Below are 23,930 nucleotides of genomic sequence, written 5' to 3'. Positions count from 1 at the left end.
AACGCACCCAGGCAGCACAGCACGACAGCACAGCAGTACACGGAGAGGGCCACCGCCCGGTGCGGTGGCCCTCTCGTCGCGTTCGCCGGCCGGCCGGTCAGGCCAGCCGGATCACGTTCCAGGACAGCGGCTCCAGCACCGCGGTGAGCGTGCCGTCCTGCAGCCGTGTACCGCTCCCCTCGTGCGGGACGACCCGCTCCGGCTCGGCGAGCGTGTTGCGCGCCTCGGGGTCGCTGTCGGCCAGCACACTGTGCGCGACGACGCGCCCTTCGAGCCCGAGCCCCTGGAGGGCTGCCTCCAGGGGCAGTTCGGCGTCCTGTGAACGGTTGACGGCGAACACGGTGACCTCACCGCTCCCCTCGTCCCGTACGGCTGTGGCGTGCAGCAGCGGCACCTCCCCGTAGACGGCTGTGCTGTACGTCGGCGAGCTGGGCCGCACATCGAGCACCGTTCCGCGGCCGTACCGCGACGTCTGCGCGAAGGGGAAGAAGGTGGTCTGCCGCCAGGCGGGGCCGCCCGGCTCCGTCATGATCGGTGCGATGACGTTGACGAGCTGCGCGAAGCAGGCGATCTTCACACGGTCCGCGTGCCGCAGCAGGGCGATCAGCAGCGAGCCGAACACCACGGCGTCGGTGACCGAGTAGACGTCCTCCAGCAGCCGCGGGGCCTCCTCCCAGTCGGGCGACGGCTGCTCGTGGTGGCGGCTCTGGTACCAGACGTTCCACTCGTCGAAGGACAGGTCGATCCGCTTCCGCGACTTCAGCCGGGCACCGATGTGGTCGCACGTGGCGACGACGTTCTCGATGAACGACTCGGTGTCCACGGCGGAGGCGAGGAACGAGTCCCGGTCGCCGCCCTTCTCCTCGTAATAGGCGTGCAGCGAGATGTAGTCGACGAGGTCGTAGCACTCCTCCAGCACCTCCGCCTCCCACGCGGCGAAGGTCTCCATGGACTGGTTCGAGCTGCCGCAGGCGACCAGTTCGACAGCGGGGTCGATCTGCCGCATGGCACGTGCCGTCTCGGCCGCCAGCCTGCCGTACTCGGCTGCCGTCTTGTGGCCCGTCTGCCAGGGGCCGTCCATCTCGTTGCCCAGACACCACAGCCGGATGCCGTACGGGTCCTTGTCGCCGTGTGCGATCCGCAGGTCCGAAAGGGCCGTCCCCGAGGGGTGGTTGGCGTACTCCTGGAGCTCCAGCGCCTCGGCGATGCCGCGGGTGCCCAAATTGACCGCCATCATCGGCTCACCGGCCACCTTGCGCACGAAATCGGTGTACTCGGCGAGCCCGAACCGGTTGCTCTCCGTGGACCGCCAGGCCAGGTCGAGCCGGCGCGGCCGGTCCTCCTTCGGCCCCGTGCCGTCCTCCCAGCGGTGCCCCGACACATAGTTGCCGCCGGGATACCGGATGGCGGTGACCCCCAGTTCCCGGATCAGCTCCAGCACATCGGTGCGCAGTCCGGCCTCGTCGGCCGTCGGGTGCTCCGGCTCGTACACGCCGGTGTACACACAGCGGCCCAGATGCTCGACGAACGTCCCGAACAGCCGGTCGTCGACCGGTCCGACGGTGAAGGCGGGGTCCAGAGTGAAGCGCGCGGGGGTGCTCATGGGTTCCCTTCGGTGGGTGGAAATACGGTCAGCAGGCGGGCCGTTCGGCCTGTGCGCGGTCAGTACGCGGTGGGCCAGCCGCCGGCCCAGCTCAGGAGGTTGACGCCGAGCGTGGGCGTGCCGCCGGTGCGGCGGTCGTAGTAGTGGTAGACGAGCAGCGTGCCGTCGGTGTCCTGGAGCACGTCCTGGCCGCCGGGGCCGGTCACGTCGCCGTGCGAGGCGAGCACCGTCGTGCCGCCGCCGTCGGTCAGCCTCTTGCCGGTCCTGTCGGTGAACGGCCCGGTGGGGCTGGTGGAACGGCCGGCCCGGATGCTGTACGTACTGTCGGTGCCGGCACAGCACTTCCCGTACGAGCTGAAGAGGTAGTAGTAGCCGCCCCGCCGCATGAGCGCGGGGCCCTCGATGCCCTCCACGTCGGGCGCGGCCGAAGCGAGCCCGTACATGCGGGTGTTGGAGGCGGACTGTTTGCCGGTGCGCGGGTCGAGTTCGATCATCTTGATGCCGGACCACCACGAGCCGAAGGCCAGCCACCATTTTCCGTCGCTGTCGGTGAACAGGTCCGGGTCGATGGCGTTGTAGTCCGAACTCTCCGTGGTGGAGTGCACGATGCCCCGGTCGGTGAAGCTGCCCGGCTTTCCGGTGGAGCTGGTGGCCAGGCCGATGGCCGACTTCCGGGAGCCGAAGCTGGAGACCGCGTAGTACAGGTAGTACGTGTCGCCCACCTTGGTCAGGTCGGGCGCCCACGGGCTCTTCTCCGGCGAGTAGCCGCCCCACCAGCCGAGCGGTTGCGGGAAGGCGGAGCCCGCGTCCCGGAAGGCGGTGCGGTCGGGCGAAGTACGTGCCTCCAGACCCTTGTTGGAGCCGTACAGCGCGTAGCCGTCACCGGTCCTGGCCAGGGTCGGGTCGTGGATACCGGTGTCGCCGGTGACCGTGCCGGGGTCCGGGTAGGCGGCGGACGCGCTGCCGGGGGTGAGGACGACGGCGGCCAGGGCTGCCGCCGCGAGGGGCAGCCCGGCGAGGAGTTTCACGGATCTTCGGATGCGCATGGGACCTCCGTACGGACGGCTGTGGGGGTTCGCTGGGGCGTTGGGCTCACTGGCCTGCGAGGCCCGTGTGGGCGACGCCGCGGACGATCTGACGCTGGAAGAGGGCGAAGACGACCAGCAGCGGCAGGCCCGCGATCACCAGGGAGGCCATCACCTGCGAGTAGCGGACGCCGTAACTGGACTGCACGTTGACCAGCCCGACGGGCAGCGTCATGCCGTCGGGGTCGGTGGTGACCAGGAACGGCCACAGGAAGTTGTTCCAGGTCTGGATGAAGGTGAAGATCGCCACCGCGGCCAGCACGGGCCGGGACAGCGGCAGCACGATCGTCCAGAACACCCGCCAGCGGCCCGCTCCGTCGCAGAACGCGGCCTCCTCCAGTTCGCGCGGCACGCCCTCGAAGAACTTCACCAGGATGAACACCATGGCGGGCACCGCGACCTGAGGGAGGATCACACCCCAGTACGTGTCGACCAGCCCGAGGGCGAGCATCTCCGCGAACAGCGGGGCGATCAGCACCTGCGGCGGCACCATGATGCCGGCGAGCACCAGCCCGAACAGCACGCGGCGGCCGCGGAATTCGGTGCGCGAGAAGCCGTACGCGGCCATCGCGCACAGCAGCACCGTCAGAACTGTCGTCACGGTGGAGATGTAGAAGGTGTTGAACAGCCAGCGCGGCAGGTCACCGGCCTCCCACACCTTCTGGTACGCCTCGAAGGTGATGGTCGAACCGACCCACCGCAGTGGCGTCTTCACCTCTTCGCCGGCCGGTTTGAGGGAGGTCGCCACCCCGTAGGCGAGCGGCAGCACCCACAGGGCGGCGAGCACGACGGCCGCCGCCAGCATGGCGATCCTGCCGCGGGTCCAGCGGACGCGCCGGCCGTCCTGGACTCGGCCGCCTGTGGTGACGGTCGTGGTGGTCATCGGGTGGTCTCCTCACGGGAGCGGCGGCTGACCCGCAGATGGATCAGGGACACGAGGACGATCAGCGCGAAGAAGATGTACGAGACGGCGGAGGCGTATCCGGTGCGGTAGCCGGTGAAGCCCTGCTGGTAGACGTACTGGAGGATCGGGCGCGTGGAGTCGTCGGGGCCGCCCTGCGTCATGATGTAGACCTGATCGAAGATCTTGAGCGAGGCGAGCAGTTGGAGGATCACCACGACTCCCGTGGTGCGCCGCAGCATGGGCAGCGTGATGTGCCACAGCCGGTGCAGCGGTCCGGCGCCGTCCAGTTCGGCCGCCTCGTACAGATGCTGCGGAACGGCCTGCAGCGCCGCCAGGTAGAGCAGGAAGTTGAAGCCGACCGTCCACCAGACGGTCGTCAGCACGATGGAGAGCATCGCGTAGCGCTCGTCGGTGAGCCAGCCGATGTCCGGGTGCAGGCCGACGGTGGCGAGCAGTTGGTCGGCGAAGCCGAAGTCGGACGGGTAGATGATCCACAGCCACAGCAGTCCGACCACGCCGGACGGCAGCAGATACGGCGCGAACCAGCTGAGCCTCCACAGCCATTCGACCACGCGCAAATGGTGTGCGAGCAGGGCGAGCACCAGGCCGAACAGAACGAGCGGAACGGTGGAGAGCACCGTGAACACCACGGTGTTGCCGAGCGAGGACCACATGTCCGGGTCCCGCAGGGCCTCGGCGTAGTTGCCGAACCCGATGAACTCGCCGCCGCTGCCGGTGATGTTGTCGTCGGTGAGGCTCATCCGGATGCCCAGCAGCAGCGGCCAGACCAGGAACAGGCCGTACACGAGCAGGAAGGGGCCGACGAAGGCCAGCCCGTGCTCGGTCCAGTGATGCCGGCGTATGCGCGTTCCTGTACGCGCTCCCGTGGCCGGGCCGCCCGGTGCGGCGGCAGGTCGCGGAACTGTCGTCGTGCCGGTGGGGGACGTCGGGGCGGTCATGCGCCGTCACCTCCGCGGGAGCGCAGCGGGTCGGGGGTGTCGAGCAGCTTCTGCAGCCGGGACCGCATCTCGCGCAGCGCCTGCCGCGGAGTGCGGGAACCGGTGAACACGCCGGAGAGCACGGCGCCCAGCTCCAGCCACATCGTGGAGGCGGAGCCGGCGAACCATGCGGGCGGGTCGAGGACCACGTCGTCGATGACCGACCGGTACTCGGACTGCGGCTCCAGGGCCAGATAGTCGCGCCGCTTCAACGCCGGGAGGTGGGCCGGGACATGGCCGCCCCTGGCCCAGTCGACGGACTGTTTGATCATCCAGGCGACGAAGGTGTGCGCGGCACGGTTGCCCTCTCCCCCGCGGTCCTTCTGGTGCGGCAGTACGAAGGCGTGGGAGTCCGCCTGGGCGGTGGGACGGCCGAACAGGGCGGGCACGCGGGTCATCGAGAACGGCAGGTTGCCCTGCCGGAAGGTGCTGACCTCCCATTCGCCGTGGAAGAAGAAGCCCGTCTCGCCGGCGTTGAACGTGCTGATCGCGCCGTTGACGTCCATGCGCCGGGCGGCCAGCCCCTCGTGTGTGAGGGTGCGCATGAACTCCAGGACTCGCAGGGCCTTTTCGTCGTCCAGAGTGATGCGCCGCGCAGCGGAATCGAGCACCGTTCCGCCGGCCTGTGAGTACATCGTGGAGAAGAACCGCCACGGACCGACGACATCGGGACCGAGCGTCTCGGTGACCAGGGCCGGCCGTCCGGTGACCTTGCGGACAGCCCGCAGCGCTTCGATGAACTCCCGCGCTCCGGACAGCTGCCGCAGCTTGCCGTTCCCGTCGAGGAGGCCGGCCTTCTTGCAGATCCCGGTGTGGAAGAACAGCACGACGGGATGGGTGTCCAGCGGTACGGCGTACTGCTCGCCCCCGACAGAACCGCGCCGCCACAGAGCCGGCGCGAAGTCCTCCGCCCTGATGCCCTCGTCCTCGAGCATGCCGAGGTCGAAGGCGTCGAGGAGGCGGCCGGGGGCGAAGCCGGGAAGCCGGGACAGATGGAGCGTGGCCGCCTCGGGCGCCCGGCCGCCCGCGCCCGCCATGCCGAGCTTGGTGTAGTACGGGGCGCCCCACGCGAATTGGTTGGCTTCCAGGCCGAGGGTCGGGTGCTCCTTCTGGAACGTTTCGGCGAGAGCGGCCATGTTGACGCCGTCACCGCCGCCGAAGAAGTTCCAGAAACGCAGCCGGGTCCGGCCCGCGGCGACGGACGCGGGCGCGGCGCAGCCGGCAGTGCCCGCGGCTCCGGCGGCGGCCAGTACACCGATTCCGCCGAGCCCGGCGAGCATCCGCCGACGGCTGGGCGGGGCTGGGGGAGTTGAAGGCATGCGGCTCCTCCCCGGAGACCGGGAGTGGGTTCCTGGTCCGGATCACTGGAGCATCCGGACGCCTGCACCGCTGTTCGGAATACCGGACAGCGGTCGACTTTCCGAACGGAAGCTAGATTCGAATCGGTGCCGCGTCAATGCTTCGCACAGAAGCGGCAGTTGGGGCTCCGGAGCCGGAGCGGGCGCGCACGAGAAGGCCCCGCCCCGGCAGATGCCGGAGCGGGGCCTGGTGCGCGCTGGGGTCCGGGGCCGGCGTGCGGCCCTGCGGATCAGACCGCGGTGACGGTGACCTCGATGTTGCCACGGGTGGCGTTGGAGTACGGGCAGACCTGGTGGGCCTTCTCCAGCAGGGACGTGGCGGTGGCCGCGTCCACGTTGGGGATGTTCGCCTCGAGGGCGACGGTGAGGCCGAAGCCGCCCGCGGGGGTGCTGCCGATGCCGACCTTCGCGGTCACGGTGGAGCCGGAGATGTCGGCGCCTTCCTGGCGGGCGACGACACCGAGCGCGCCCTGGAAGCAGGCGCTGTACCCGGCGGCGAAGAGCTGCTCCGGGTTGGTGCCCGCACCGCTCCCGCCCATTTCCTTGGGCGGGTTGACCACGACGTCGAGCTTGCCGTCGTCGGTGGCGACCCGGCCGTCACGGCCGTTCTCCGCGGTGGCGACAGCGGTGTACTTGACGTCTACGGACTGGATGGACATGAATCCTCCTGTTCGGTGGCATGACCGGGGGCCTCGCGCCCGGGACCCGGCGGCCGGTGCCGAGCTTAGTACCAGGGGTGCCGCGTTCCCCCGGGGGGCGACCCCGACCCCCGGCGGGACGCCGGGAACGGGATCGCGCGGACGACCCGGGAGAAGGGCGTGTGGTGCGGTCCGTCACTCGCCGAGAGTGACGACCATCTTTCCGCTGTTCTCACCGCGGAGCATGCCGAGGAACGCCTCGACGGTGTTGTCGATGCCCTTCACGACCGTTTCGCGGTAGTGGAGTTCACCGGAGCGGATCCAGGCGGAGACCTCGTCGAAGAACTGCGGCTGGAGCGCGCCGTGGTCGGCGACGAGCATGCCCTGGATGCGCAGCCGCTTGCCGACGACCTGCATCAGGTTGCGCGGGGCGGCGGGCGGCTCGGTGGAGTTGTACATCGAGATCATGCCGCAGACGGTGACCCGGCCGTGCACGTGGAGGGAGCTGATGGCCGCCTCCAGGTGCTCGCCGCCGACGTTGTCGAAGTAGACGTCGATGCCCTCGGGGGCGGCCTGCTTCAGCTGCTCGGCGACGGGACCCGCCTTGTAGTTGAAGGCCTCGTCGAAGCCGTACTCCTCCTTGAGGACGCGGACCTTCTCGTCCGAGCCGGCACTGCCGATGACCTTGGCGGCGCCCTTCAGCTTGGCGATCTGGCCGACCTCGCTGCCGACCGCGCCGGCGGCACCCGAGACGAAGACGACGTCGCCCTCCTGGAAGGAGGCGACCTCCAGCAGCCCGGCGTACGCCGTGAGGCCGGGCATGCCCAGCACGCCGAGGTAGGCCGAGAGCGGGGCGAGCTCCGGGTCGACCTTGGTGAGGGCCTCGGCGCCGAGCGTGGCGTACTCCCGCCAGCCGGCCATGTGCAGCACGTGGTCACCGGGCTTGAAGCCCTCCGCCTGCGACGCCACGACGACGCCGACGGCCGCGCCCTCCATGGGGGCGTCGAGCTGGAAGGGCGGCACGTACGACTTCACGTCGTTCATGCGGCCGCGCATGTACGGGTCGACGGAGATGTGCTGGTTGCGCACCAGGACCTGGCCCTCGACGGGGTCGGCCACGGGCGCCTCCCGCAGCGCGAAGTCGGCCGGGACGGGCCAGCCCTGCGGGCGGGAGACGAGATGCCATTCACGGCCCTTGGTGGGCAGGGCTGCGGCGTCGGGCGAGGTCATCGGGGGGCCACCTCTCAGAAAGCTTCAGGAACTGAAACAACCATGCCCCTGGATATTTCATGTTGTCAAGCAAATGAGTACCCTGGGTGTCATGGCTGCCAGTCCGACATCGCGTAACCCGGCATCGCGTACCCGCAGAGAAGACCCCCTCACGTTCGAGGTGGTCGAGCTCATCGGCACGGTGGTCGCGCGGTACCACGAGGAGTACGAGCTCGCCGCGGCCGAGCACCACCTCACGGGCGCGCAGGCGCGCATGCTGTCGCTGCTGGCGCTCGAGCCGACTCCCATGCGGAAGGTGGCCGAGAAGCTGAAGTGCGAGCCGTCCAACGTGACGGGAATCGTCGACCGGTTGGAGTCCCGCGGTCTGGTGGAGCGCCGTCCGGACCCGGCGGACCGCCGGGTGAAGATCGCGGCGGCCACCGGCGAGGGGAGCGCGCTCGCCGCCCGCCTGCGCGCCGGGCTGGACTTCGCGCGCGAGCCCCTCGCGGAGCTCACTCCGGCCGAACGCACAGTTCTGCGCGACCTGTTGAAGCGCATGCTGGGCGAGGACATCGACGACAGCTGAGCGCGCGCGTCCGCCGTACGGACCGGTGCTTTCGGCCCGCGCTGGTCTGCCTCCGAGGTGTTCTGCCTCCGGTGTGTTCTGTCGCCGGTGTGTTCTGTCGCCGGTGTGTCAGCCCGCGAAGGCCGGCTGCGGGAGGCCCCGGCCCGCGCCGGGGAAGCACAGCAGGGAGCCCGCGAGGGGCTCGTGCGCGGGGTCGGCGGTGACGGCCGCCGTGGTGACGTACAGGTCGCGCAGGTCCGCACCGCCGAAGGCGCAGGCGGTGGGGTTCCGTACGGCGAGCGGCAGTGTGCGGTCGAGGGCGCCGGACGGGGTGTAGCGGCGGACCGCGGAACCGCCCCACAGGGCGACCCAGACGCAGCCGTCCTCGTCCACTGTCAGACCGTCCGGGAAGCCCCCGCCCTCCTCGATGACGGCGAGCGTGCGGCGGCCGGACAGTTCGCCGGTTTCCGGGTCGTGGTCGAAGACGTCGATGCGGCGGGTGGGCGAGTCGTTGTAGTACATCAGCCGGCCGTCCGGGCTCCAGCCGGTGCCGTTGCTGACGGCGACCGAGGGCAGCACCGTGCGCACCTGCCCGTCGCCCGTGTGCCGGGACAGCGTGCCCGCGCCCGGGGTCTCGTCGTACGCCATGGTGCCCGCCCAGAAGGAGCCGTCGGGTGCGACCGCCGCGTCGTTGCCGCGGCGGCCCGGGACGGGCTCGCGGTGCAGCCAGGAGAACGCGCCGCCGGCGTCGTAAAGGCCCACGCCGTCGCGCAGGTTGACCACGAGACCGCCGCCCGTACGGGGCTTCGCCGCGCCCACGTGCTGTCCGGTGGTCAGCACCGAACGGACACCGGTCACCGGGTCGTAGGTGTGCACACGGGAGTTGAGGATGTCCACCCAGATCAGCCGCTCGCGCGCGCTGTCCCAGGTCGGCCCCTCGCCCAGTTGCGCATCCGTCCGTACGGCGACCTCCGGCCGCTGTGCCGCGCTCATGCCCGCCTCCTGTGTCCCAGTCGTGCCGACAGTTCACCGGCGCCCTTGACCGCCAGCTCCTCCAGTTCGCCGCGCCGTTCCTCGCTCCACCGGATCGTCGGCACGGAGATGCTCAGCGCCGCGACCGTCTGCCCCGACGAGTTCCGTACGGGCGCGGCAACGCAGTTGACGTCGGGGTTGGATTCGCGCTCCTCGACCGCGGTGCCGTGCTCGCGTATGTCCGCGAGGGCTTCGCGCAGGGCCGCCGGGTCGGTGAGGGAGTTCGGCGTCATCGCGGCGAGCGGTTCGGCGGCCGGCAGCCGTGCCTCCAGTTCGCCCTCCGGCAGGGAGGCGAGCAGCATCTTGCCGACGGACGTGCAGTGCGCGGGCAGCCGCCGTCCGGCGGCGGACACCATGCGGACGGCGTGCGTGCTGTCGACCTTGGCGATGTAGATGACGTCCACCCCTTCGAGGATGGCGACGTGCACTGTCTCGTCACAGGTCTCGGCGACGCTGCGGGCCACTTGCTGTCCCTCGGCCGCGAGGTCGAGCTGCTCCGCGTACCGGCTGCCGAGCTGGTAGGGGCGCACTCCCAGCCGGTAGCGGCCCGGCTGGTCGGGCAGCGCGACGAGATAGTTGCGGGCTGCGAGGGTCGTCACCAGCTCGTGCACAGTGGTGCGCGGGAGGTCGAGCCTGCGGGTGATCTCGGGCGCGGAGAGCGTCCCGTCCCCGTCGAGGAAGAGCTCCAGTATGTCCAGGGCCCGGGTGACGGCCGGCACGAGACGACCCATGTCCCGCCCCTCTCCTTGCGCGGTGGTCACGGAAGTTCGGGATACCGGAAGCCGACCGGTATCCCGAACGGGAGCGTAGCCGCGCCCGTGACGCACGCACAATGGCCGCGACCGCGGGAGGCCCGCGCACAGCTGTGCTGCGCACGCGCCCCCGTCCGTTCTGCCGGCAGTCCGGACTGCCGGCCGTTTCGGGCTGCCGTCCGGACTGTCAGTCGAGTTCGCCGCGCAGTCTCATCGCCCGCAGCACCAGCTCCAGTTCGAACCGTACGTCCGGGTCGTCGACGTCGGAGCCCCACAGTTCGCGGATCTGGCGCAGCCGGTAGCGCACGGTCTGCGGGTGCACGCCCAGCCGGGCCGCCACGTCGGGCGCACCGCCGCGCGTCTCCAGCCAGGCCAGCAGTGTCTCGGCCAGCCGTCTGCTGTGCGCGGGACCGCAGTCGCGCAGCGGGCCGAGCCGCAGTCTGGTCAGTCCCCCGATGAGTTCCTCGGGCGGCAGCAGTACGAGCGCCTCGGTGTGCTCGGTGCACAACAGCAGCTGTCCGCCGGGCAGCAGACCGCGTTCCATCAGTCCGACCGCCATCTGCGCCCACCGCAACGACCGTACGGCGTGCGCCAGGGGCACCGGCGGTCCCATCGCCCCCGCCCATCCCGCGGTCGCCCGGCGGACCAGTTCCGCCCGTCCTGCCGCTTCCGGCTCGGGCACCACCATGCGGGGCTGTTCGCAGTCCATGTCGAGCAGTACCTCGTCGCCGACCGCAGGCGGTACGGCGGACCGTGCGGGCCGTACCAGCACGGCGACCGCGACCGTACGGGGCACGGGCCAGCCGATCCGCGCCGCGCGGTCGGCCAGCAGGTCGGCCGGGTCGCCTTGTGCGCGGGTGTGCTCGGACAACAGCAGGTCGAGCAACCGGCGCTGGAGGCGCAGGCGTTCACCGGCCTGCCGGGCGACTGCCTCCGCGTAGCCGCGCACCGACTCGGCGACGAGGCGGTCGAGGTAGGTGAATCCGGACTCGGCGAGTTCGTACATGGCGGGCGGCGGGATCTCCACCTGGGTGCCGATCTCCGCGAGGCGGCGCCAGGCCAGCCGGATGCCGAGCCGGTAGACGGCCTGCAACGAGTCCAGGCTGCGGCCCTGCAGCACCTCTCCCCTGCCGAACTCCTGGAACACGCGGGGCGGTACGTGAGGTGTGTCGAGTCCGTTGGCCAGATGGTCGACGAAGTGCTCCAGCGCACGACGGATGCCGATGAGTGCCATGGGTTCGCCCGACTCGTCGAGGACGAGCGGGAGTTCCGGGTACTCCTTGCGGATGGCGTGCAGGATGTCCTCCGCCAGCACGGGCAGCTCCGAGAGCGCCCGCTCGGCGAACTCTTTGGCACGCAGGGGCGGTACGTCCTGCCACGCTGACCCGGCCGGTCCCGCCGGCACGGCTCAGTCTCCCGAGGGCGTCTGGAAATGCACCAGCGGCACGTTCGGCTGCTCCGGTGTGGCGTCGAGCGCGGCGACGATTCCCATGGCCGCACCGACCGCGAGAGCGGCGGCGGCGACACAGGTGAACGCTGCGGCGAAGAGTCTGTGCATGGCGCGGCGACCTCTCTCGTAGGTGCGCACCGCCCCGCCCCGGGGCCGACTCCGCTGTGTGCGCCGAGTGTCCGAGAACCATTGACGCCGTGTCAAGACTCCGCCTACGGTTTCGCCTCCATACGCAGCCGTCCGGCCGGCCGTCGGCCGGGCTGCCCCAGGGGGCCGCCTTCCGGGCGCCGCACCGCGCCGCGCCACAGTGCGGTGCGTCCCTTCCTTCGCCGTACGTCGCACCACTTCACCCTCGGAGTGCCCGCATGCGCCGTAGATCGTCTCCGCTGTTACCGCTGTCCCTGAGCCTGCTCGGGGTCGGGGTCTTCCTGCTGGTCCTCGCCCCGATGCTCACCTGGTACGTCGAACCGCGCGCCAAGCGGACGCCCGTCGACGTCGACGTCACCTCCATTTTCACCGGCACCGGCGCGTACTTCGACCAGGAGGCCCTGAAGACGCGCAAGGGCAAGCAACTCACCGTCAACCGCCATGTGCTGGGCAATGTCGCCGCGAGCGAGAAGAGCGGACGGGCCGTCTGGGACGTGTCGCAGACCATCGACAATCCGGAGACCCTCAAGCTGAACGACCCGCGCAGGGCGTTCCAGTGGAAGGTCGAACGGTGGGTGACGGACCGCGAGACCAACCTGCCGGTGCAGTGCTGCAGGCTGCGCCCCGCGGACACCAGCGGAGAGGCGTACCTGAAGTTCCCCTTCGACGTGGAACAGCGCACCTACCGCTGGTGGGACAGCTCGCTCGGCAAAACAGTGCCCGTCCGCTACACCGGCCGCGAGACGGTCAAGGGGCGTGAAGGGCTGCGCTTCACGGCCACCGTCGCACCCATCCGCATGGGCAGCAGGCAGGTGCCCGGACGGCTGGTGGACCGGCCCAGGAGTTCCCAGGTGTTCGCGGAGGAGTGGTACTCCAACTCCGGCCTCGACCTGGTCGTCGACCAGCGCACGGGACGCATTCTGTACGCCGCGACCGGCCCGAAGGTGACGCTGCGCGCGCCCGGCGGCGATGCCGACAAGGTGACGCTCCTGCAGAGCGACAAGCTGGCGTTCGACGACGCCACACAGCGCGAGGCGGTCAAGCTGGCGGACGAGGACAACAAGAAGCTCGAACTCGTCGGCACGAAGGCGCCGTTCGGCGCACTGCTCGCCGGCGGTCTGTTGACGCTCACAGGAGCGGGTCTGCTGCTGCGGGGAGTACGCAAAGTACGCCAACCGCGTGAGATGTGATGCACCGTCAGCCCTATACCGGTGCGAAATTGTCACCCGCGTGAGTAGCCGTTCGCGAACAGACCGGCGAACACTGAGCCTTCCACCCGCCCGGCCTGCGGTTCCCGCCGGGCACCCGGGTTGTCCCCGGATCACACGCAGTACCGCGCACCGCCCCGTACCGCCCCGCTGAGCCGCACCGCCCCGCCCCGTACGTCCAGCGCTCCGCACCGAGTACAGAACCGCAGCGCAGAACCGCAGCACAGAGCCGCAGTACCGTTCAGAGCCGCACGTCCTGCACAGAGAGCCGTACGACGCACCGAGACGTACGACCGCACTGCCCCGCTCGATGGATGCCCGTACCACCCGTACCGCACCGTGAACGAGTTGGAGCGCCGATGCCCCAGCAGGTACCACCGTCACTGCTCTTCCCGCGCGGCACCGAACCGGCCGCCCGGCGGTACCCGGCCGACCCGGGACCGCCGCGCCGGATCGTCTTCCTGGCGCGCCGCGACCTCGGCAATCCGGCCGCGGGCGGCTCCGAGCTGCTCATCGACCGGATCGCCGAGGGACTCACCGCACACGGCCACCAGGTCACCCTGTTGTGCGGCGGTCCTGCGGCCTACCGCGACTACCGTGTGGTCTCCGCAGGCGGCGACGCCGGCCATTTCCTGCGCGCACGCCGGACGTTCGCCCGGCAGGTCGGCGACTGCGATCTGCTGGTCGAAGTGTGCAACGGCATGCCGTACCTGTCGCCGCTGTGGCACCGCGGTCCCACCCTGTGCTTCGTCAATCACGTGCACACCGACCTGTGGGGGATGCGCTACCCGGCACCGGCCGCACGTCTCGGCCGCCGGCTGGAGCACTGGGCGCTCGCCGGGGGCCACCGCGGCAACCTCAAGGTCGCCGTCTCCCCCTCGACCGCCGGGGCGCTGGGTCAACTGGGCGTCCCCCGCGAGGAGATCCGCATCGTGCACAACGGTGTGGAGGAGCCCGGTCCGCTGCTGGCACCCGACCGGGAGCCGCTGTTCGTCGCCATGGGACGGCTCGTCGAGTACAAACGGATCGACCTGCTGCTGCGTCTGTGGGAGCGGGTGCGCCCCGTCACCGGCGGCCGGCTGGTCATCGTCGGCGACGGCCCCGAACGGGCCCGGCTGGAGGCCATGGCGGGCCCGGACACCGTGTTCACCGGGCACGTCGGCGAGGCCGAGAAGCACCGGCTGCTGTGCCGGGCCTGGCTGTTGCTGCACCCCTCGCTGGTGGAGGGGTGGGGTCTGGTCGTCACGGAGGCCGCCGCGCGCGGCACACCGGCCGTCGGTTTCGACATCCCCGGGCTGCGCGACTCCGTCGAGCACGGGGTGACCGGTCTGCTGGCGGGCGGGGAGAGCGCGTTCGCCGCCCACTGGTGCACCCTCGCACTGTCCGCCCAGCGCCGTGACGCGCTGGGCAAGGCCGCCGAACAGCGCGCCGCGCGGTTCCGCTGGGCGAACACCGTGGACGCCTTCCGTACGGTCGCGGCCGAGGCGTACGCACGTCACACGCCGGACGGCCGGACGGTGGACAGACGGACGCCGGACGGACGCACACCGGACGCGCAGCACACGTCGCCGGGGCGTCAGTTACCCGGCGACCGCCCCTTACCCGCAGACCTCCCGGAATCTCCAGACCTCCCGGAATCCGCGGACCGCCCGGCCCCCGAAGGCCGCATACCCGGCGGAACCCTCACGTCCGCGTCCCGGCAGGCACTGTCGAGACGTCTGCCGGACTCGCCGCCCCCGGCTGGGCGGTGACCCGGCAGTGCGCGATCCCTCCATCCGAAGATCCGTCGCCCTGTGCCGTGCCTTCGCCCACGAACAGGACGACCCCGAGCGGTGCTACGGACTGCTCGCCCGTGACGCGGCCTCCCAGCTGGAGCGGTACGTGACCCTGGCGGGCGCGACGGTGGCCGATGTCGGGGGCGGCAGCGGCCAGTTCACCGAGGAGTTCCGGCGCCGCGGCGCACACGCCTACCTCTTCGAGCCGGATCCGGCCGAACTGACGGCACTCGGGCGGACGCCCGCAGGGGCCGTCGTCGCCGACGGCTATCTGCTGCCCCTCGCGGACGGCAGCGCCGACGTGTGCTTCAGTTCGAACGTACTGGAGCACGTCGCCGACCCTTTGACCTTCGTCTCCGAGATGGTGCGGGTCACCCGGCCCGGCGGCCTCATCTATCTGTCGTTCACCAACTGGTATTCGCCCTGGGGCGGCCACGAGACGGCCCCCTGGCACTACCTGGGCCACGAACGCGCCCGTGCCCGCTACCGCAGACGGCGCGGACACGAGGCCAAGCACCGCCTCGGCGAGAACCTGTTCGCCGTGCACATCGGCCCCACCCTTCGCCAGGTGCGCGCCCGCAGCGACGTCGAGATCGTCACGGCACGCTCCCGCTACTGGCCGTTCCTGGCCACAGCCGTGACCCGTGTCCCGGGGCTGCGCGAGATCGCCACCTGGAACCTCCTTCTCATCCTCCGGCGGTGTCCTTCATGACCACGACCGTCCAGGCACCACCCCGCAGCCCGGGTCCGGAGCGCGCCGCCGCGCAGGACCCGCCGCCGGAACGCCCGCGCGGCAGGCTGCTGTTGGCCGTCGTGTGGGCCGTGGTGTTCGTCGCCTTCCTGGCGAAGTCGCCCGGGAAGATGACGTTCGAGACGAAGCTCGGTGTCGCCGCCGACCCGTGGTCCTTCCTGGACCACCTGGGCGAACTGTGGCAGGACCGGGCGGGGTTCGGCGGGATCTCCGACCAGTACGCCGGCTACCTCTTCCCCTCGCTGCCCTACTACGGGCTGACCGATCTGCTGCAGATCCCCACCTGGATCGCGGAACGGCTGTGGCTGTCGCTGATCGTGGCCGCGGCGTTCTGGGGCGCGCTCCGGCTGGCCGAACGGTTCGGCACCGGCTCGCGCGGCACCCGCGTACTGGGCGCCCTGGTGTACGCACTGTGGCCGGCCTTCACCATCGTCGTCGGCTCCACCTCGGCCGCGGCCCTTCCGGGCGCCGTACTGCCGTGGGTGCTGCTGCCACTCACCTCGGTCACCGCCAACCCGCGGGTGGCCGCTGCCCGTTCGGCGCTGCTGGTGCCGTTCATGGGCGGTGTGAACGCCGCCGCCACCCTGGCCGCACTGCTGCCCGTCGGGCTGTATCTCCTCACCCGTACGGGACGCAGGCGGCGCACCCTGCTGGCGTGGTGGCTGCCCGGAGTGGTGCTGGCGACCCTGTGGTGGACGGTTCCGCTGATCCTGCTCGGCGTGTACGGCGAGGACTTCATGCCGTACGTCGAGACCGCGAAGGCGACGACCGACACCATGTCGGCCACCGAGATGCTGCGCGGCGCGGGCAACTGGACGGCATATCTGAACTTCGGTGAGGCCTGGCTGCCGGCAGGCTGGACCGTCGCCACGAACGTGCTCGCCATCCTGGGCGGAGCGCTGGCCGCAGGGCTCGGACTCGCCGGCCTCGCCCGGCGCGACATGCCGGAGCGGCGCTGGCTGGTGCTCACCGTCATGACAGTCGCGGCCATCATGCTCGCCGGGTACGCCGGTGCGCTGGGAGCGCCGTTCGCGGAGTCCGTACAGGGCTGGCTGGACGGATGGCTGCGGCCGTTCCGGAACATCTACAAGTTCCAGCCGGGCCTCGCTCTCGCCGTCGCCCTCGGGCTCGCCCATCTGACGTCCCTCACCGCCCGTACGGACGGTGTCCGTGCGCTGCCGGGCCGGCGTCTGCTGCCCGCGCTGGCGGCTCTGCTGGTGCTGCCCGGGCTGGCACTTCCCTATGTGACCGGTGACGTGCTGCAGCCCGGCGCCTTCAAGAAACTGCCCAACCACTGGGAGCAGACGGCCGACTGGCTGCAGAACCACTCCCCCGACAGCCGCGCGTACGTCACTCCGGCCACCGCACACGGGGTGCAGACCTGGGGCACGACTGTCGACCAGCCGCTGGACGTGCTGGCCGAATCGTCGTGGGCGCAGCGGGACTACGTGCCGTTCGGCCCGCCGGGCAACCGGCGTGCGACGGACGCCGTCGAACAGGCGCTGACGAGCGGCGGCGACGTACCGGGCCTGCCGGCTTTCCTGGCGCGCGCCGGACTGCACTACGTCGTCGTCCGCAACGACCTCGACCCCGACCAGATGGGCTACGTGCCGCCGCAGACCGTACGGCGGACCCTGGAGGAGTCCGGGTACGAGCGGGTGCGGGGCTTCGGGCCGAAGGTCACCCAGGGCACCATCCCGGCGAACACCCCGCTCCAGGTGGCGGGCCTGTACGAGCAGCTGCGCTCCGTGGAGATCTTCGCCCCTCCGGGCGACGACCGTCCCGGCGTGGCGGACGCACGCGCCGTCGCCGACACCGCGCAGGTGAGCGGCGGCCCCGAGGCGCTGCTGCAACTGTCGGCCGACCCGTCACTGGCCGGCAAGCCGACCGTGCTGACCGGCGACAACCACCCCGGACTCGGCACGCCCGCACAGCAGTTGACCGCGGACGGGCTGCGACGCGCCGACACCAGGTTCGGACTGGTGAGCAACAACACGTCGTACACGTACACCGCGAACGAGCGGAACGCGCCGGACAGCACTGAGCGGCCGGGTGAGAAGCCCAAGCAGATCCTGCCGACGACCGGGTCCAGGCACCAGACGGTGGCAGTGCTGCGCGGCGCGAAGTCGGTCACCGCCTCCAGCAGCGGCAACTGGCTGTTCCACCTCCCGCAGTTCGACCCGGTGGGCGCCTTCGACCGCAACCCGGACACCGCCTGGGCGGAGGGCAGCGCCGGCGATCCTGTCGGCCAGTGGCTGCGTGTCGGCTTCCAGCGGCCGACCGCCATACCGGCCGCGCTGAAGGTCACACCGCTGCCCGCCGAGGCGGCCAGGGCCGCGCCCACCCGGGTGCGCGTCGAGACCGACAAGGGCAGCAGGACCAGCACCCTGCGACCGGACGGCACGAAACAGGAGATCAAGTCGCCCCGCGGGACGGCGAAATGGCTGAAGCTCACCATCACCGGTGCGCAGGGTCCGCGTGCCGGACTGTCGGGCGTGGGCTTCCAGGAGATCGAGATCCCGGACGTCCAGGTGACACGGATGCTGCGGCTGCCGGACGACGCACAGCGCGGCGGCACGGGAGGCACGGGGGACGTCGGTACGGAGGACGAGACGTTCTCGCTGCACCGCGGCAGCGACCCCGGCGGACTGTCCCCGGGTACCGGAGAGACGGGCCTGCACCGGCAGTTCACCACCAAGGGCGGCAGTGACGAGTTCACGGTGCGCGCACAGGCGCTGCCCGTACAGGGCGCCGAACTCGACCGGCTGCTGGACGAAGTGGCGCCGGGTTCCCGCAACCGGGTCACCGCGTCTGCGGACTCCACGGCGCGCCTCGGCACCTCGGTCGGCGCCCGCAATCTGGTGGACGGCGACCTGACGACGGCGTGGATCGCCGGGAACAAGCCGACCATCCACCTCAGCTGGCCCGGCAAGAAGGAGATCGGCGAGATCGTCCTGGCCGGTGGCGGCGGCATCTCGGCCCGGCCCGAAGAGGTCCGCATCAGCTCCCCCGAGGGGGCGGTCACCGCGGGCGTCGACAAGAACGGCTGGGCCCGCTTCGAGCCCCTCAACACCGACCAGCTCGACATCACCGTCACCGCCACCCGCCCGGTGACGGTGCACAATCCGGTCGCCGACCGGAAGCTCGAACTGCCCGTGGGCCTCACCGAGGCGTACGTTCCGGCGCTGGACGATCTGCGGGTCCCCCGCCCCGACCCGGACCGTACGTTCCGGCTGCCCTGCGGTCAGGGCCCGACTCTCGCCGTCGACGGCACGCTGCACACCACGAGCGTCAGCGGGAAGGTCCGCGATCTCACCGACAGGCGGCCCGTCGACATCCGGCTGTGCGCGGGCGAGGCGAAGGACAGCAGTCTGGAACTGTCCCCCGGACGGCACACCGTGGAGACCGGCGGCACAGGGCCGCTGGCCCCGTCGGACATCACGTTCACCCGCGGCGAGCGCCCTGCCGGCGCCGCACAGCAGGCCGGTTCGGCAACAGAGGCGACCACCGCGGACGCCCGCAGCGTCACCCCCGTCGACTGGGCCGGCGACCGACGGTCCATCCGCGTCGGCGAAGGCCCGGCCGCCTACCTGCAGTTGCACCAGAACGTCAACGACGGCTGGAAGGCGACACTCAACGGCAAGGAGCTCACCGCGCTGCGGCTCGACGGCTGGCAGCAGGGCTTCCTCGTACCGGCCGGCCAGAGTGGTCTGGTCACACTGGAGTACGAACCGGCCCGCTGGTACGAGGGCGGTCTGATCGGCGGTGCCGTGGGCGTCGCCGTCCTGCTCGGACTCGCCCTGATCCGCCGCAAGTCGGGAACGCCGCTCGGCACGGACGAGAACGGGGCCCCGCCGCCCGGCGCCGTCCTGGGCACAGTTGCGCTCACCCTCGTGGTGGCGCTCGTCGCCGGACCGTACGCGGTGATCGTCCCGGTGCTCGCGGTACTGGCCTGGCTGCGGCCCGCCCTGCTGGTGCCCCTGGCGCTGCTCGGCGGGCTCGGCGCGGGAGTCGCCGCTGCCGTGGGCGCGGGGGACGCCGTGGCCGACGGGCGCGGCGCGTTCGGACCCGTCGCCCAGGCGCTGGCGCTGCTCGCGCTGACGGCCGCACTGGTCACCTTCCCCGTACGCGGGAAGGCCCGGCAGCCCGTACCGGAACCGGAACCCGACCCGCCGCTGTACGGGCCGCGCCCTGCGGAGTTCGATGGACCCGAACCTCCCGCGTCCGCCGCGCAGCCGGCCGAGGCCGCACCGCAGGCGCGTGCCGAACAGTCCCGGTCCGCCGAGCAAAACGGGGAGGAATCCACCCCATGACCGCACTCCAGTCCGCACGCGACGGACTGCCGGGCCCCGACCGGCGGCCGCCGGCGGCCAGAACCGGCACGGTCCCGTTCCCCACCGTGGACGAGATCACCCGGCACTGTCTGACCGAGGCCGAGCCGGAGACCGTGCACATCGAGATCCATCTGCCCGGCCGGCCCGACCCGGACCGGCTGCGTACCGCAGTCGACGAGGCGCTGCGCCGCCATCCGCGCATCCTCGTCCGGCAGGAACGGTCCCACTGGTGGCACCGCCGCTACACATGGCGGCTCACCGACGGGCCGGACTGCGATCCGGTGCACTGGCCGGGCGGCACGCTGGAAGAGGGACGCAAACGTGCGCTCGCCGAGTGCCCGCCCCTGGACGCCTCGCCGCCCGTACGGATCGAGGTGGTCGAGCACGACGGCCGCTGGGTGCTGCTGACCACCATCAACCACACGGCGCTCGACGGTCCGGCATGTCTGCGTGTGCTCGCCACAGCGGCCGAACTGTACGGCGGTGCGGACAACTCGCCCGCCCCGCCGCCCGTTCGTACGGACCGCGCACAGTCCGGCGGGCCGCAGCCCGAACCGTCGGCGTCCCTGCTGTCCCGTCCCGCACGGATCGCATCCGACACGGTGCACCCCGGACTGCCCGGCAACGGCATGTTCATCGCCGACCTCCCCGTCCCGGCGCGCCCTCCGCGCGCGCCGGGCGGGCCCAGCCCGTACACCGTCAACGACCAGCTGCTGGTGGCCACTTGGATCATGTGCGCCCGCTGGAACCGGATGCACGAACAGCCCGTACGCCCGGTCCGCATCACCATGCCGGTCGACGACCGCCCGCGCACGGCGGACATGCCCATCGGCAACGGCACCCGTCTCGTCGAGGTCACCTTCGGCCCGGAGGAACAGCAGGCCCACGACTCCCTGACCGCGTCCGGGGCGCCCGACCGGACCGCCGTCGCACGGCTGCTGCGCGCCACCGCGGCTCGTACCCGCGCGCTCAAGTCGGTCGACCGGCCCCAACTCGGCTTCAGCGGCGGCCTGCTGACGACACCTCTGCTGCCGGTCGGACTGCGGGCCGCCTACGTGCGCGGACTACGGGAGGCCGCGGGTCCCTGGGCGTCCACCACGCTCCTGTCCAACATCGGCCGGATTCCCTACCCGCTGGACTTCGGCGACGCGGGACGGGCGGAGGCCGTCTGGTTCTCCGCGCCCGCACGCTCGCCCCGCGGACTGTCCGTCACCACGGTCTCCACCGGCGGCCGGCTCCAGCTCGCCCTGCGCTGGTCGCACACCCGGCTCGACGACGCGGCGGGCAGCCGTCTCGGCGCACTGTTCGCCCGCTCGCTGGCCACCACGTCGTACGTGCCGGGCAGCACCCGGCAGGAGGAGGCCGGCCTGTGACCAGCGCACCCACACGGCAGCCCGGACAACACCCGGGCTCCCTGCGCGCGTTGTACGAGGATCCGGCCACCCCCGTGGCGTCCGGCCCGGACCGCGCACGCCGCCAGGCGGCCCTCCTCGCGGCGGCGCTGGGGCCCGCCCGCGCGACGCAGCCGCGCACCGTACTGGACATCGGCTGCGGCGACGGCACGGCGGCCGCCACGACGGCACAGGCTCTGCCGGGCGACGGGTACCGCGTCATCGGTGTCGACTGGTCGCAGGACGCGCTGCGCCGCGCCGCCACCCGGCTGACAGCCGTACGCGGCGAACTCGCCCCGCCCGGGCTGCCGTTCCGCACGGGCGCCGCGGACGCCGTCCTGTTCAGCGAGGTCATCGAGCATCTCGTCGACCCGGACGCGGCACTGGACGAACTGCGCCGCGTACTGCGCCCCGGCGGCCATCTGCTGCTGTCCACGCCCAATCTGGCCGCCTGGTACAACCGCGCCCTGCTGCTGGCCGGCATCCAGCCGGTGTTCTCCGAGGTGTCCCTGCGCGGCATCCACGGCCGCCCCGGCGCCCAAGTCGTCGGCCATCTGCGGCTGTACACGGCGCGGGCACTGCGCGGCCTGCTGAACGCCTCCGGGTTCGAGGTTGTCCGGATGACCGGCGCGCCGTACCACGATGTGCCGCGACCCTTCCGCCCGTTGGACAGGCTGGCCTGCAAGACGCCGTCCCTGGCGTCCATTCTGCTGGTGCACGCCCGCAAGACCCCGGACAGTGCGGACGGAACGCGCCGGAACGACGAGAACTCCGTGCGGCAGGACAGCTGATGTTCTGGGGCGTCGGAGCCGCGCTGCTGGCCAATGTGCTGTTCAGCGCCGGCTTCGTGATCGAGAAGCGGGCGCTGTCCTCCCTGCCGCCGCTCTCCGCCGCACGCCCCGGACAGGTCGTCGGACAACTGCTGCGCAGTCCTCTGTGGATCCTGGGCGCCGCGTCCCTGCTGCTCGGCTTCGCCGCACAGCTGGCGGTCTACCGCACGCTGCCGCTGGTCGCCGCGCAAGGACTGTTCGTCACAGGCCTGGTGATGCTCCTGCTGCTGTCGGCACTGTTCCTCGGCGAACAGTCCAGCGGCCGCGAACGGCAGGGCATGGTCGCGATCGTGGTGGCCCTCGTCATGATCGTGTTCTCGCTGCACGGGAGCACCGAGGAGATCAGCCGCCTCGCCCCGCTGCCCCTCCTGCTGGTCATCTGCGTGCCGTCCCTCGCGATCGCGCTGCTCCTCTTCCACTCCGCCGAACGCCGCTCGCGCCGCCGCCACCGGCTGCCGACCGCGGGCGTGCCGTACGGCGTGGCGGTGGGGTTCCTGTACGGGGTGAGCTCCCTGGCCATCAAGGGCGCGGCAGGACTGCTCGACCCGGACGACATCCCCGGCACGGTGACGGCCGTCCTGACGTCGCCCTATCCGTACATCCTGCTGTTCACGGGGTCGACGGGGCTGATCCTGTCGCAGACGGCGCTGCAGCGCTGCCGCGCGTCCCTCATCGTGCCCGTGTGCACGACGGTCAACTTCCTCTTCGCCGTCGTCAGCGGCACCGTCGCGTTCGCCGAACCGCTCCCCGACCAACCCCTGCGGCTGGCCCTGCGGTTGGGCGGCGCCGCACTGGCGGTGTCCGTGCTGCTGGCACTGCCGCGCCACGACCAGCCACAGTCCGACGGCGGCCCGGAAGCGTCCGCCCGCACCGAGAAAGGCGGTCACCATGCCCACGATCTCACCTGACGACCCGCTGCTGACGATCCTCGCCTGCCCCCTCGACAAGGGGCCGCTGTTCCTGCTCCAGCCCGAGGAGGCGCTCTACAACCCGCGCCTGCACCGCCGTTACCCGATCGTCGACGGCATCCCGCAGCTGCTGCCATCCTCCGGTGTGCAGCTGGAGGAGGACGAACACACCGAACTGCTGGACCGGATCGGCCCTCCGGAGGACGCCGCCTCATGACCCTGGCAGCCCGGCTCGCCCCCCACCTGCCGGCCCGGCTCGTCACCCTGGCGACCGACCTGCTGTACCCGCGGTTCGAACCCGAACTGCGCCGCCTCGACGACTTCTGCCCGCCCGGCGGCACGGCTGTCGACATCGGCGGCTGGTACGGGCCGTGGACCCGCCGTCTGGCACGCCGCGCGGACCGCGTCGTCACCGTCGAACCCGTCCCGCACCTCGCCCGCCGGCTCCGCTCCGGCACCCCGCCGAACGTGGAGGTCCTGCAGGCCGCGGCCACCGACCACTCCGGCACCGCCACACTCTGGCTGCCGGCCGACGGCCGCGGCGACCGCGGCGTGTCCTCCCTCGTACGGCGCGGGGAGGTGCACGGCACGCAGCTCGACGTGCCGTGCCTGGCGCTCGACGAACTCGCCCTGCAGGACGTCACCCTGCTCAAGATCGACGTCGACGGGAGCGAACTCGCCGTCCTGCACGGCGCGGAGAAGACCCTGCGCTCCTCGCGTCCCGCCCTGTTCATCGAGCTGGAGGTGCGGATCCAGCCGCTCGCCCCGGTACTGGACTTCCTGTACGGGCTCGGCTACACGGGCTGGGTGCTGCCCGGCACGGAGTGGCTGCCCCTCGGCGCCTTCGACCTGGCGGCCCACCAGCACCGCACGGCGCACGTGGCGGAACACGGCCTGCTCCGCCGCTCCCTGGCCCCGCACCGCCGCTACGTCAACTCGGTGCTGTTCCTTCGGGAGCCGGACCCCTGCTGAGGCCACCGGCCGGTATGCGT

20 protein-coding genes and 1 pseudogene are annotated in these 23,930 nt (G+C 71.5%); 10 read left to right on the top strand and 11 right to left on the bottom strand.

Annotation, left to right across the window (positions count from 1 at the left end):
* Window positions 1-97 precede the first annotated feature (97 nt).
* From arfA to AC3AGO_RS23600, 7 genes are all read right to left on the bottom strand, one after another.
* Window positions 98-1,603: an arabinosylfuranosidase ArfA gene (arfA, locus tag AC3AGO_RS23630; RefSeq protein ID WP_487822231.1), complete on the bottom strand. Its 1,506-nt coding sequence runs from the start codon at window positions 1,601-1,603 to the stop codon at window positions 98-100.
* A gap of 59 nt (window positions 1,604-1,662) precedes the next feature.
* A complete protein-coding gene (locus AC3AGO_RS23625) occupies window positions 1,663-2,649 on the bottom strand; it encodes an arabinan endo-1,5-alpha-L-arabinosidase (RefSeq protein ID WP_487822230.1) in 987 nt (328 codons plus the stop codon).
* A 46-nt stretch (window positions 2,650-2,695) separates the two neighbouring features.
* Window positions 2,696-3,571 (bottom strand): carbohydrate ABC transporter permease, encoded by an 876-nt coding sequence (locus tag AC3AGO_RS23620; protein WP_487822229.1) that lies wholly within the window; start codon window positions 3,569-3,571, stop codon window positions 2,696-2,698.
* On the bottom strand, window positions 3,568-4,551 hold the full coding sequence (locus AC3AGO_RS23615) for a carbohydrate ABC transporter permease (RefSeq protein ID WP_487822228.1): 984 nt from the start codon (window positions 4,549-4,551) through the stop codon (window positions 3,568-3,570). The genes AC3AGO_RS23620 and AC3AGO_RS23615 overlap by 4 nt, the downstream gene beginning before the upstream one ends.
* Complete coding sequence (locus tag AC3AGO_RS23610) at window positions 4,548-5,909, bottom strand: extracellular solute-binding protein (protein WP_487822227.1); 1,362 nt, start codon at window positions 5,907-5,909, stop codon at window positions 4,548-4,550. The genes AC3AGO_RS23615 and AC3AGO_RS23610 overlap by 4 nt, the downstream gene beginning before the upstream one ends.
* Window positions 5,910-6,178: 269 nt before the next feature.
* Window positions 6,179-6,607: an organic hydroperoxide resistance protein gene (locus AC3AGO_RS23605; protein WP_487822226.1), complete on the bottom strand. Its 429-nt coding sequence runs from the start codon at window positions 6,605-6,607 to the stop codon at window positions 6,179-6,181.
* 174 nt (window positions 6,608-6,781) lie between these two features.
* The gene (locus AC3AGO_RS23600; protein ID WP_487822225.1) at window positions 6,782-7,816 is read right to left on the bottom strand and encodes an NADP-dependent oxidoreductase; all 1,035 of its coding nucleotides are present in this window, start codon (window positions 7,814-7,816) and stop codon (window positions 6,782-6,784) included.
* 91 nt (window positions 7,817-7,907) lie between these two features.
* Between AC3AGO_RS23600 and AC3AGO_RS23595 the strand changes: the two genes are divergently transcribed.
* Complete coding sequence (locus AC3AGO_RS23595) at window positions 7,908-8,381, top strand: MarR family winged helix-turn-helix transcriptional regulator (RefSeq protein WP_487822224.1); 474 nt, start codon at window positions 7,908-7,910, stop codon at window positions 8,379-8,381.
* 108 nt (window positions 8,382-8,489) lie between these two features.
* On the opposite strand, the gene AC3AGO_RS23590 is transcribed toward AC3AGO_RS23595, so the two are convergent.
* The 4 genes from AC3AGO_RS23590 to AC3AGO_RS23575 form a co-directional block, all read right to left on the bottom strand.
* Entirely contained in the window at window positions 8,490-9,353 is an 864-nt protein-coding gene (locus tag AC3AGO_RS23590) for an SMP-30/gluconolactonase/LRE family protein (protein WP_487822223.1), read from the bottom strand.
* Window positions 9,350-10,123 (bottom strand): IclR family transcriptional regulator, encoded by a 774-nt coding sequence (locus AC3AGO_RS23585; RefSeq protein WP_487822222.1) that lies wholly within the window; start codon window positions 10,121-10,123, stop codon window positions 9,350-9,352. Before AC3AGO_RS23585 ends, AC3AGO_RS23590 begins: the two co-directional genes overlap by 4 nt.
* Before the next feature lie 208 nt (window positions 10,124-10,331).
* Window positions 10,332-11,549 (bottom strand): PucR-like N-terminal domain-containing protein, encoded by a 1,218-nt coding sequence (locus tag AC3AGO_RS23580; protein ID WP_487822221.1) that lies wholly within the window; start codon window positions 11,547-11,549, stop codon window positions 10,332-10,334.
* Window positions 11,550-11,552: 3 nt separating this feature from the next.
* Complete coding sequence (locus tag AC3AGO_RS23575; protein ID WP_487822220.1) at window positions 11,553-11,702, bottom strand: hypothetical protein; 150 nt, start codon at window positions 11,700-11,702, stop codon at window positions 11,553-11,555.
* Between the two features lie 257 nt (window positions 11,703-11,959).
* On the opposite strand from AC3AGO_RS23575, the gene pgfA reads away from it, so the two are divergent.
* From pgfA to AC3AGO_RS23530, 9 genes and pseudogenes are all read left to right on the top strand, one after another.
* Entirely contained in the window at window positions 11,960-12,931 is a 972-nt protein-coding gene (gene pgfA / locus AC3AGO_RS23570; RefSeq protein WP_487822219.1) for a cell envelope lipid trafficking protein PgfA, read from the top strand.
* A 377-nt stretch (window positions 12,932-13,308) separates the two neighbouring features.
* Window positions 13,309-14,445, top strand: a pseudogene (locus tag AC3AGO_RS23565) (glycosyltransferase family 4 protein); the annotation flags it as partial.
* A gap of 262 nt (window positions 14,446-14,707) precedes the next feature.
* Window positions 14,708-15,436: a class I SAM-dependent methyltransferase gene (locus AC3AGO_RS23560; RefSeq protein ID WP_487822218.1), complete on the top strand. Its 729-nt coding sequence runs from the start codon at window positions 14,708-14,710 to the stop codon at window positions 15,434-15,436.
* Window positions 15,433-19,788, top strand: coding sequence for an alpha-(1->3)-arabinofuranosyltransferase domain-containing protein (locus tag AC3AGO_RS23555; protein ID WP_487822217.1), 4,356 nt, complete (start codon window positions 15,433-15,435; stop codon window positions 19,786-19,788). The genes AC3AGO_RS23560 and AC3AGO_RS23555 overlap by 4 nt, the downstream gene beginning before the upstream one ends.
* Window positions 19,785-21,182 (top strand): condensation protein, encoded by a 1,398-nt coding sequence (locus AC3AGO_RS23550; protein WP_487822216.1) that lies wholly within the window; start codon window positions 19,785-19,787, stop codon window positions 21,180-21,182. Before AC3AGO_RS23555 ends, AC3AGO_RS23550 begins: the two co-directional genes overlap by 4 nt.
* Complete coding sequence (locus tag AC3AGO_RS23545; RefSeq protein WP_487822215.1) at window positions 21,179-21,991, top strand: class I SAM-dependent methyltransferase; 813 nt, start codon at window positions 21,179-21,181, stop codon at window positions 21,989-21,991. Before AC3AGO_RS23550 ends, AC3AGO_RS23545 begins: the two co-directional genes overlap by 4 nt.
* Window positions 21,991-22,938 carry a DMT family transporter gene (locus AC3AGO_RS23540; RefSeq protein ID WP_487822214.1) on the top strand — a complete coding sequence of 316 codons (948 nt, stop codon included), beginning with the start codon at window positions 21,991-21,993 and terminating at the stop codon, window positions 22,936-22,938. Before AC3AGO_RS23545 ends, AC3AGO_RS23540 begins: the two co-directional genes overlap by 1 nt.
* Window positions 22,928-23,155, top strand: a complete 228-nt coding sequence (locus AC3AGO_RS23535; protein ID WP_487824780.1) for a Trm112 family protein — start codon at window positions 22,928-22,930, stop codon at window positions 23,153-23,155. The genes AC3AGO_RS23540 and AC3AGO_RS23535 overlap by 11 nt, the downstream gene beginning before the upstream one ends.
* A complete protein-coding gene (locus AC3AGO_RS23530) occupies window positions 23,152-23,910 on the top strand; it encodes an FkbM family methyltransferase (RefSeq protein ID WP_487822213.1) in 759 nt (252 codons plus the stop codon). Before AC3AGO_RS23535 ends, AC3AGO_RS23530 begins: the two co-directional genes overlap by 4 nt.
* The last annotated feature ends 20 nt before the right edge of the window (window positions 23,911-23,930 follow it).

The sequence above is a fragment of the Streptomyces sp. BL1 genome, assembly GCF_057628045.1.
The sequence above is the reverse complement of the archived record's forward strand: the minus strand, read 5'-3'. Positions and strand labels throughout refer to the sequence as shown.

Coding starts and splice junctions, on each gene's coding strand:
- arfA (WP_487822231.1), bottom strand. CDS start 1,603: ATGAGCACCCCCGCGCGCTTCACTCTGGACCCCGCCTTCACCGTCGGA.
- AC3AGO_RS23625 (WP_487822230.1), bottom strand. CDS start 2,649: ATGCGCATCCGAAGATCCGTGAAACTCCTCGCCGGGCTGCCCCTCGCG.
- AC3AGO_RS23620 (WP_487822229.1), bottom strand. CDS start 3,571: ATGACCACCACGACCGTCACCACAGGCGGCCGAGTCCAGGACGGCCGG.
- AC3AGO_RS23615 (WP_487822228.1), bottom strand. CDS start 4,551: ATGACCGCCCCGACGTCCCCCACCGGCACGACGACAGTTCCGCGACCT.
- AC3AGO_RS23610 (WP_487822227.1), bottom strand. CDS start 5,909: ATGCCTTCAACTCCCCCAGCCCCGCCCAGCCGTCGGCGGATGCTCGCC.
- AC3AGO_RS23605 (WP_487822226.1), bottom strand. CDS start 6,607: ATGTCCATCCAGTCCGTAGACGTCAAGTACACCGCTGTCGCCACCGCG.
- AC3AGO_RS23600 (WP_487822225.1), bottom strand. CDS start 7,816: ATGACCTCGCCCGACGCCGCAGCCCTGCCCACCAAGGGCCGTGAATGG.
- AC3AGO_RS23595 (WP_487822224.1), top strand. CDS start 7,908: ATGGCTGCCAGTCCGACATCGCGTAACCCGGCATCGCGTACCCGCAGA.
- AC3AGO_RS23590 (WP_487822223.1), bottom strand. CDS start 9,353: ATGAGCGCGGCACAGCGGCCGGAGGTCGCCGTACGGACGGATGCGCAA.
- AC3AGO_RS23585 (WP_487822222.1), bottom strand. CDS start 10,123: ATGGGTCGTCTCGTGCCGGCCGTCACCCGGGCCCTGGACATACTGGAG.
- AC3AGO_RS23575 (WP_487822220.1), bottom strand. CDS start 11,702: ATGCACAGACTCTTCGCCGCAGCGTTCACCTGTGTCGCCGCCGCCGCT.
- pgfA (WP_487822219.1), top strand. CDS start 11,960: ATGCGCCGTAGATCGTCTCCGCTGTTACCGCTGTCCCTGAGCCTGCTC.
- AC3AGO_RS23555 (WP_487822217.1), top strand. CDS start 15,433: ATGACCACGACCGTCCAGGCACCACCCCGCAGCCCGGGTCCGGAGCGC.
- AC3AGO_RS23550 (WP_487822216.1), top strand. CDS start 19,785: ATGACCGCACTCCAGTCCGCACGCGACGGACTGCCGGGCCCCGACCGG.
- AC3AGO_RS23540 (WP_487822214.1), top strand. CDS start 21,991: ATGTTCTGGGGCGTCGGAGCCGCGCTGCTGGCCAATGTGCTGTTCAGC.
- AC3AGO_RS23530 (WP_487822213.1), top strand. CDS start 23,152: ATGACCCTGGCAGCCCGGCTCGCCCCCCACCTGCCGGCCCGGCTCGTC.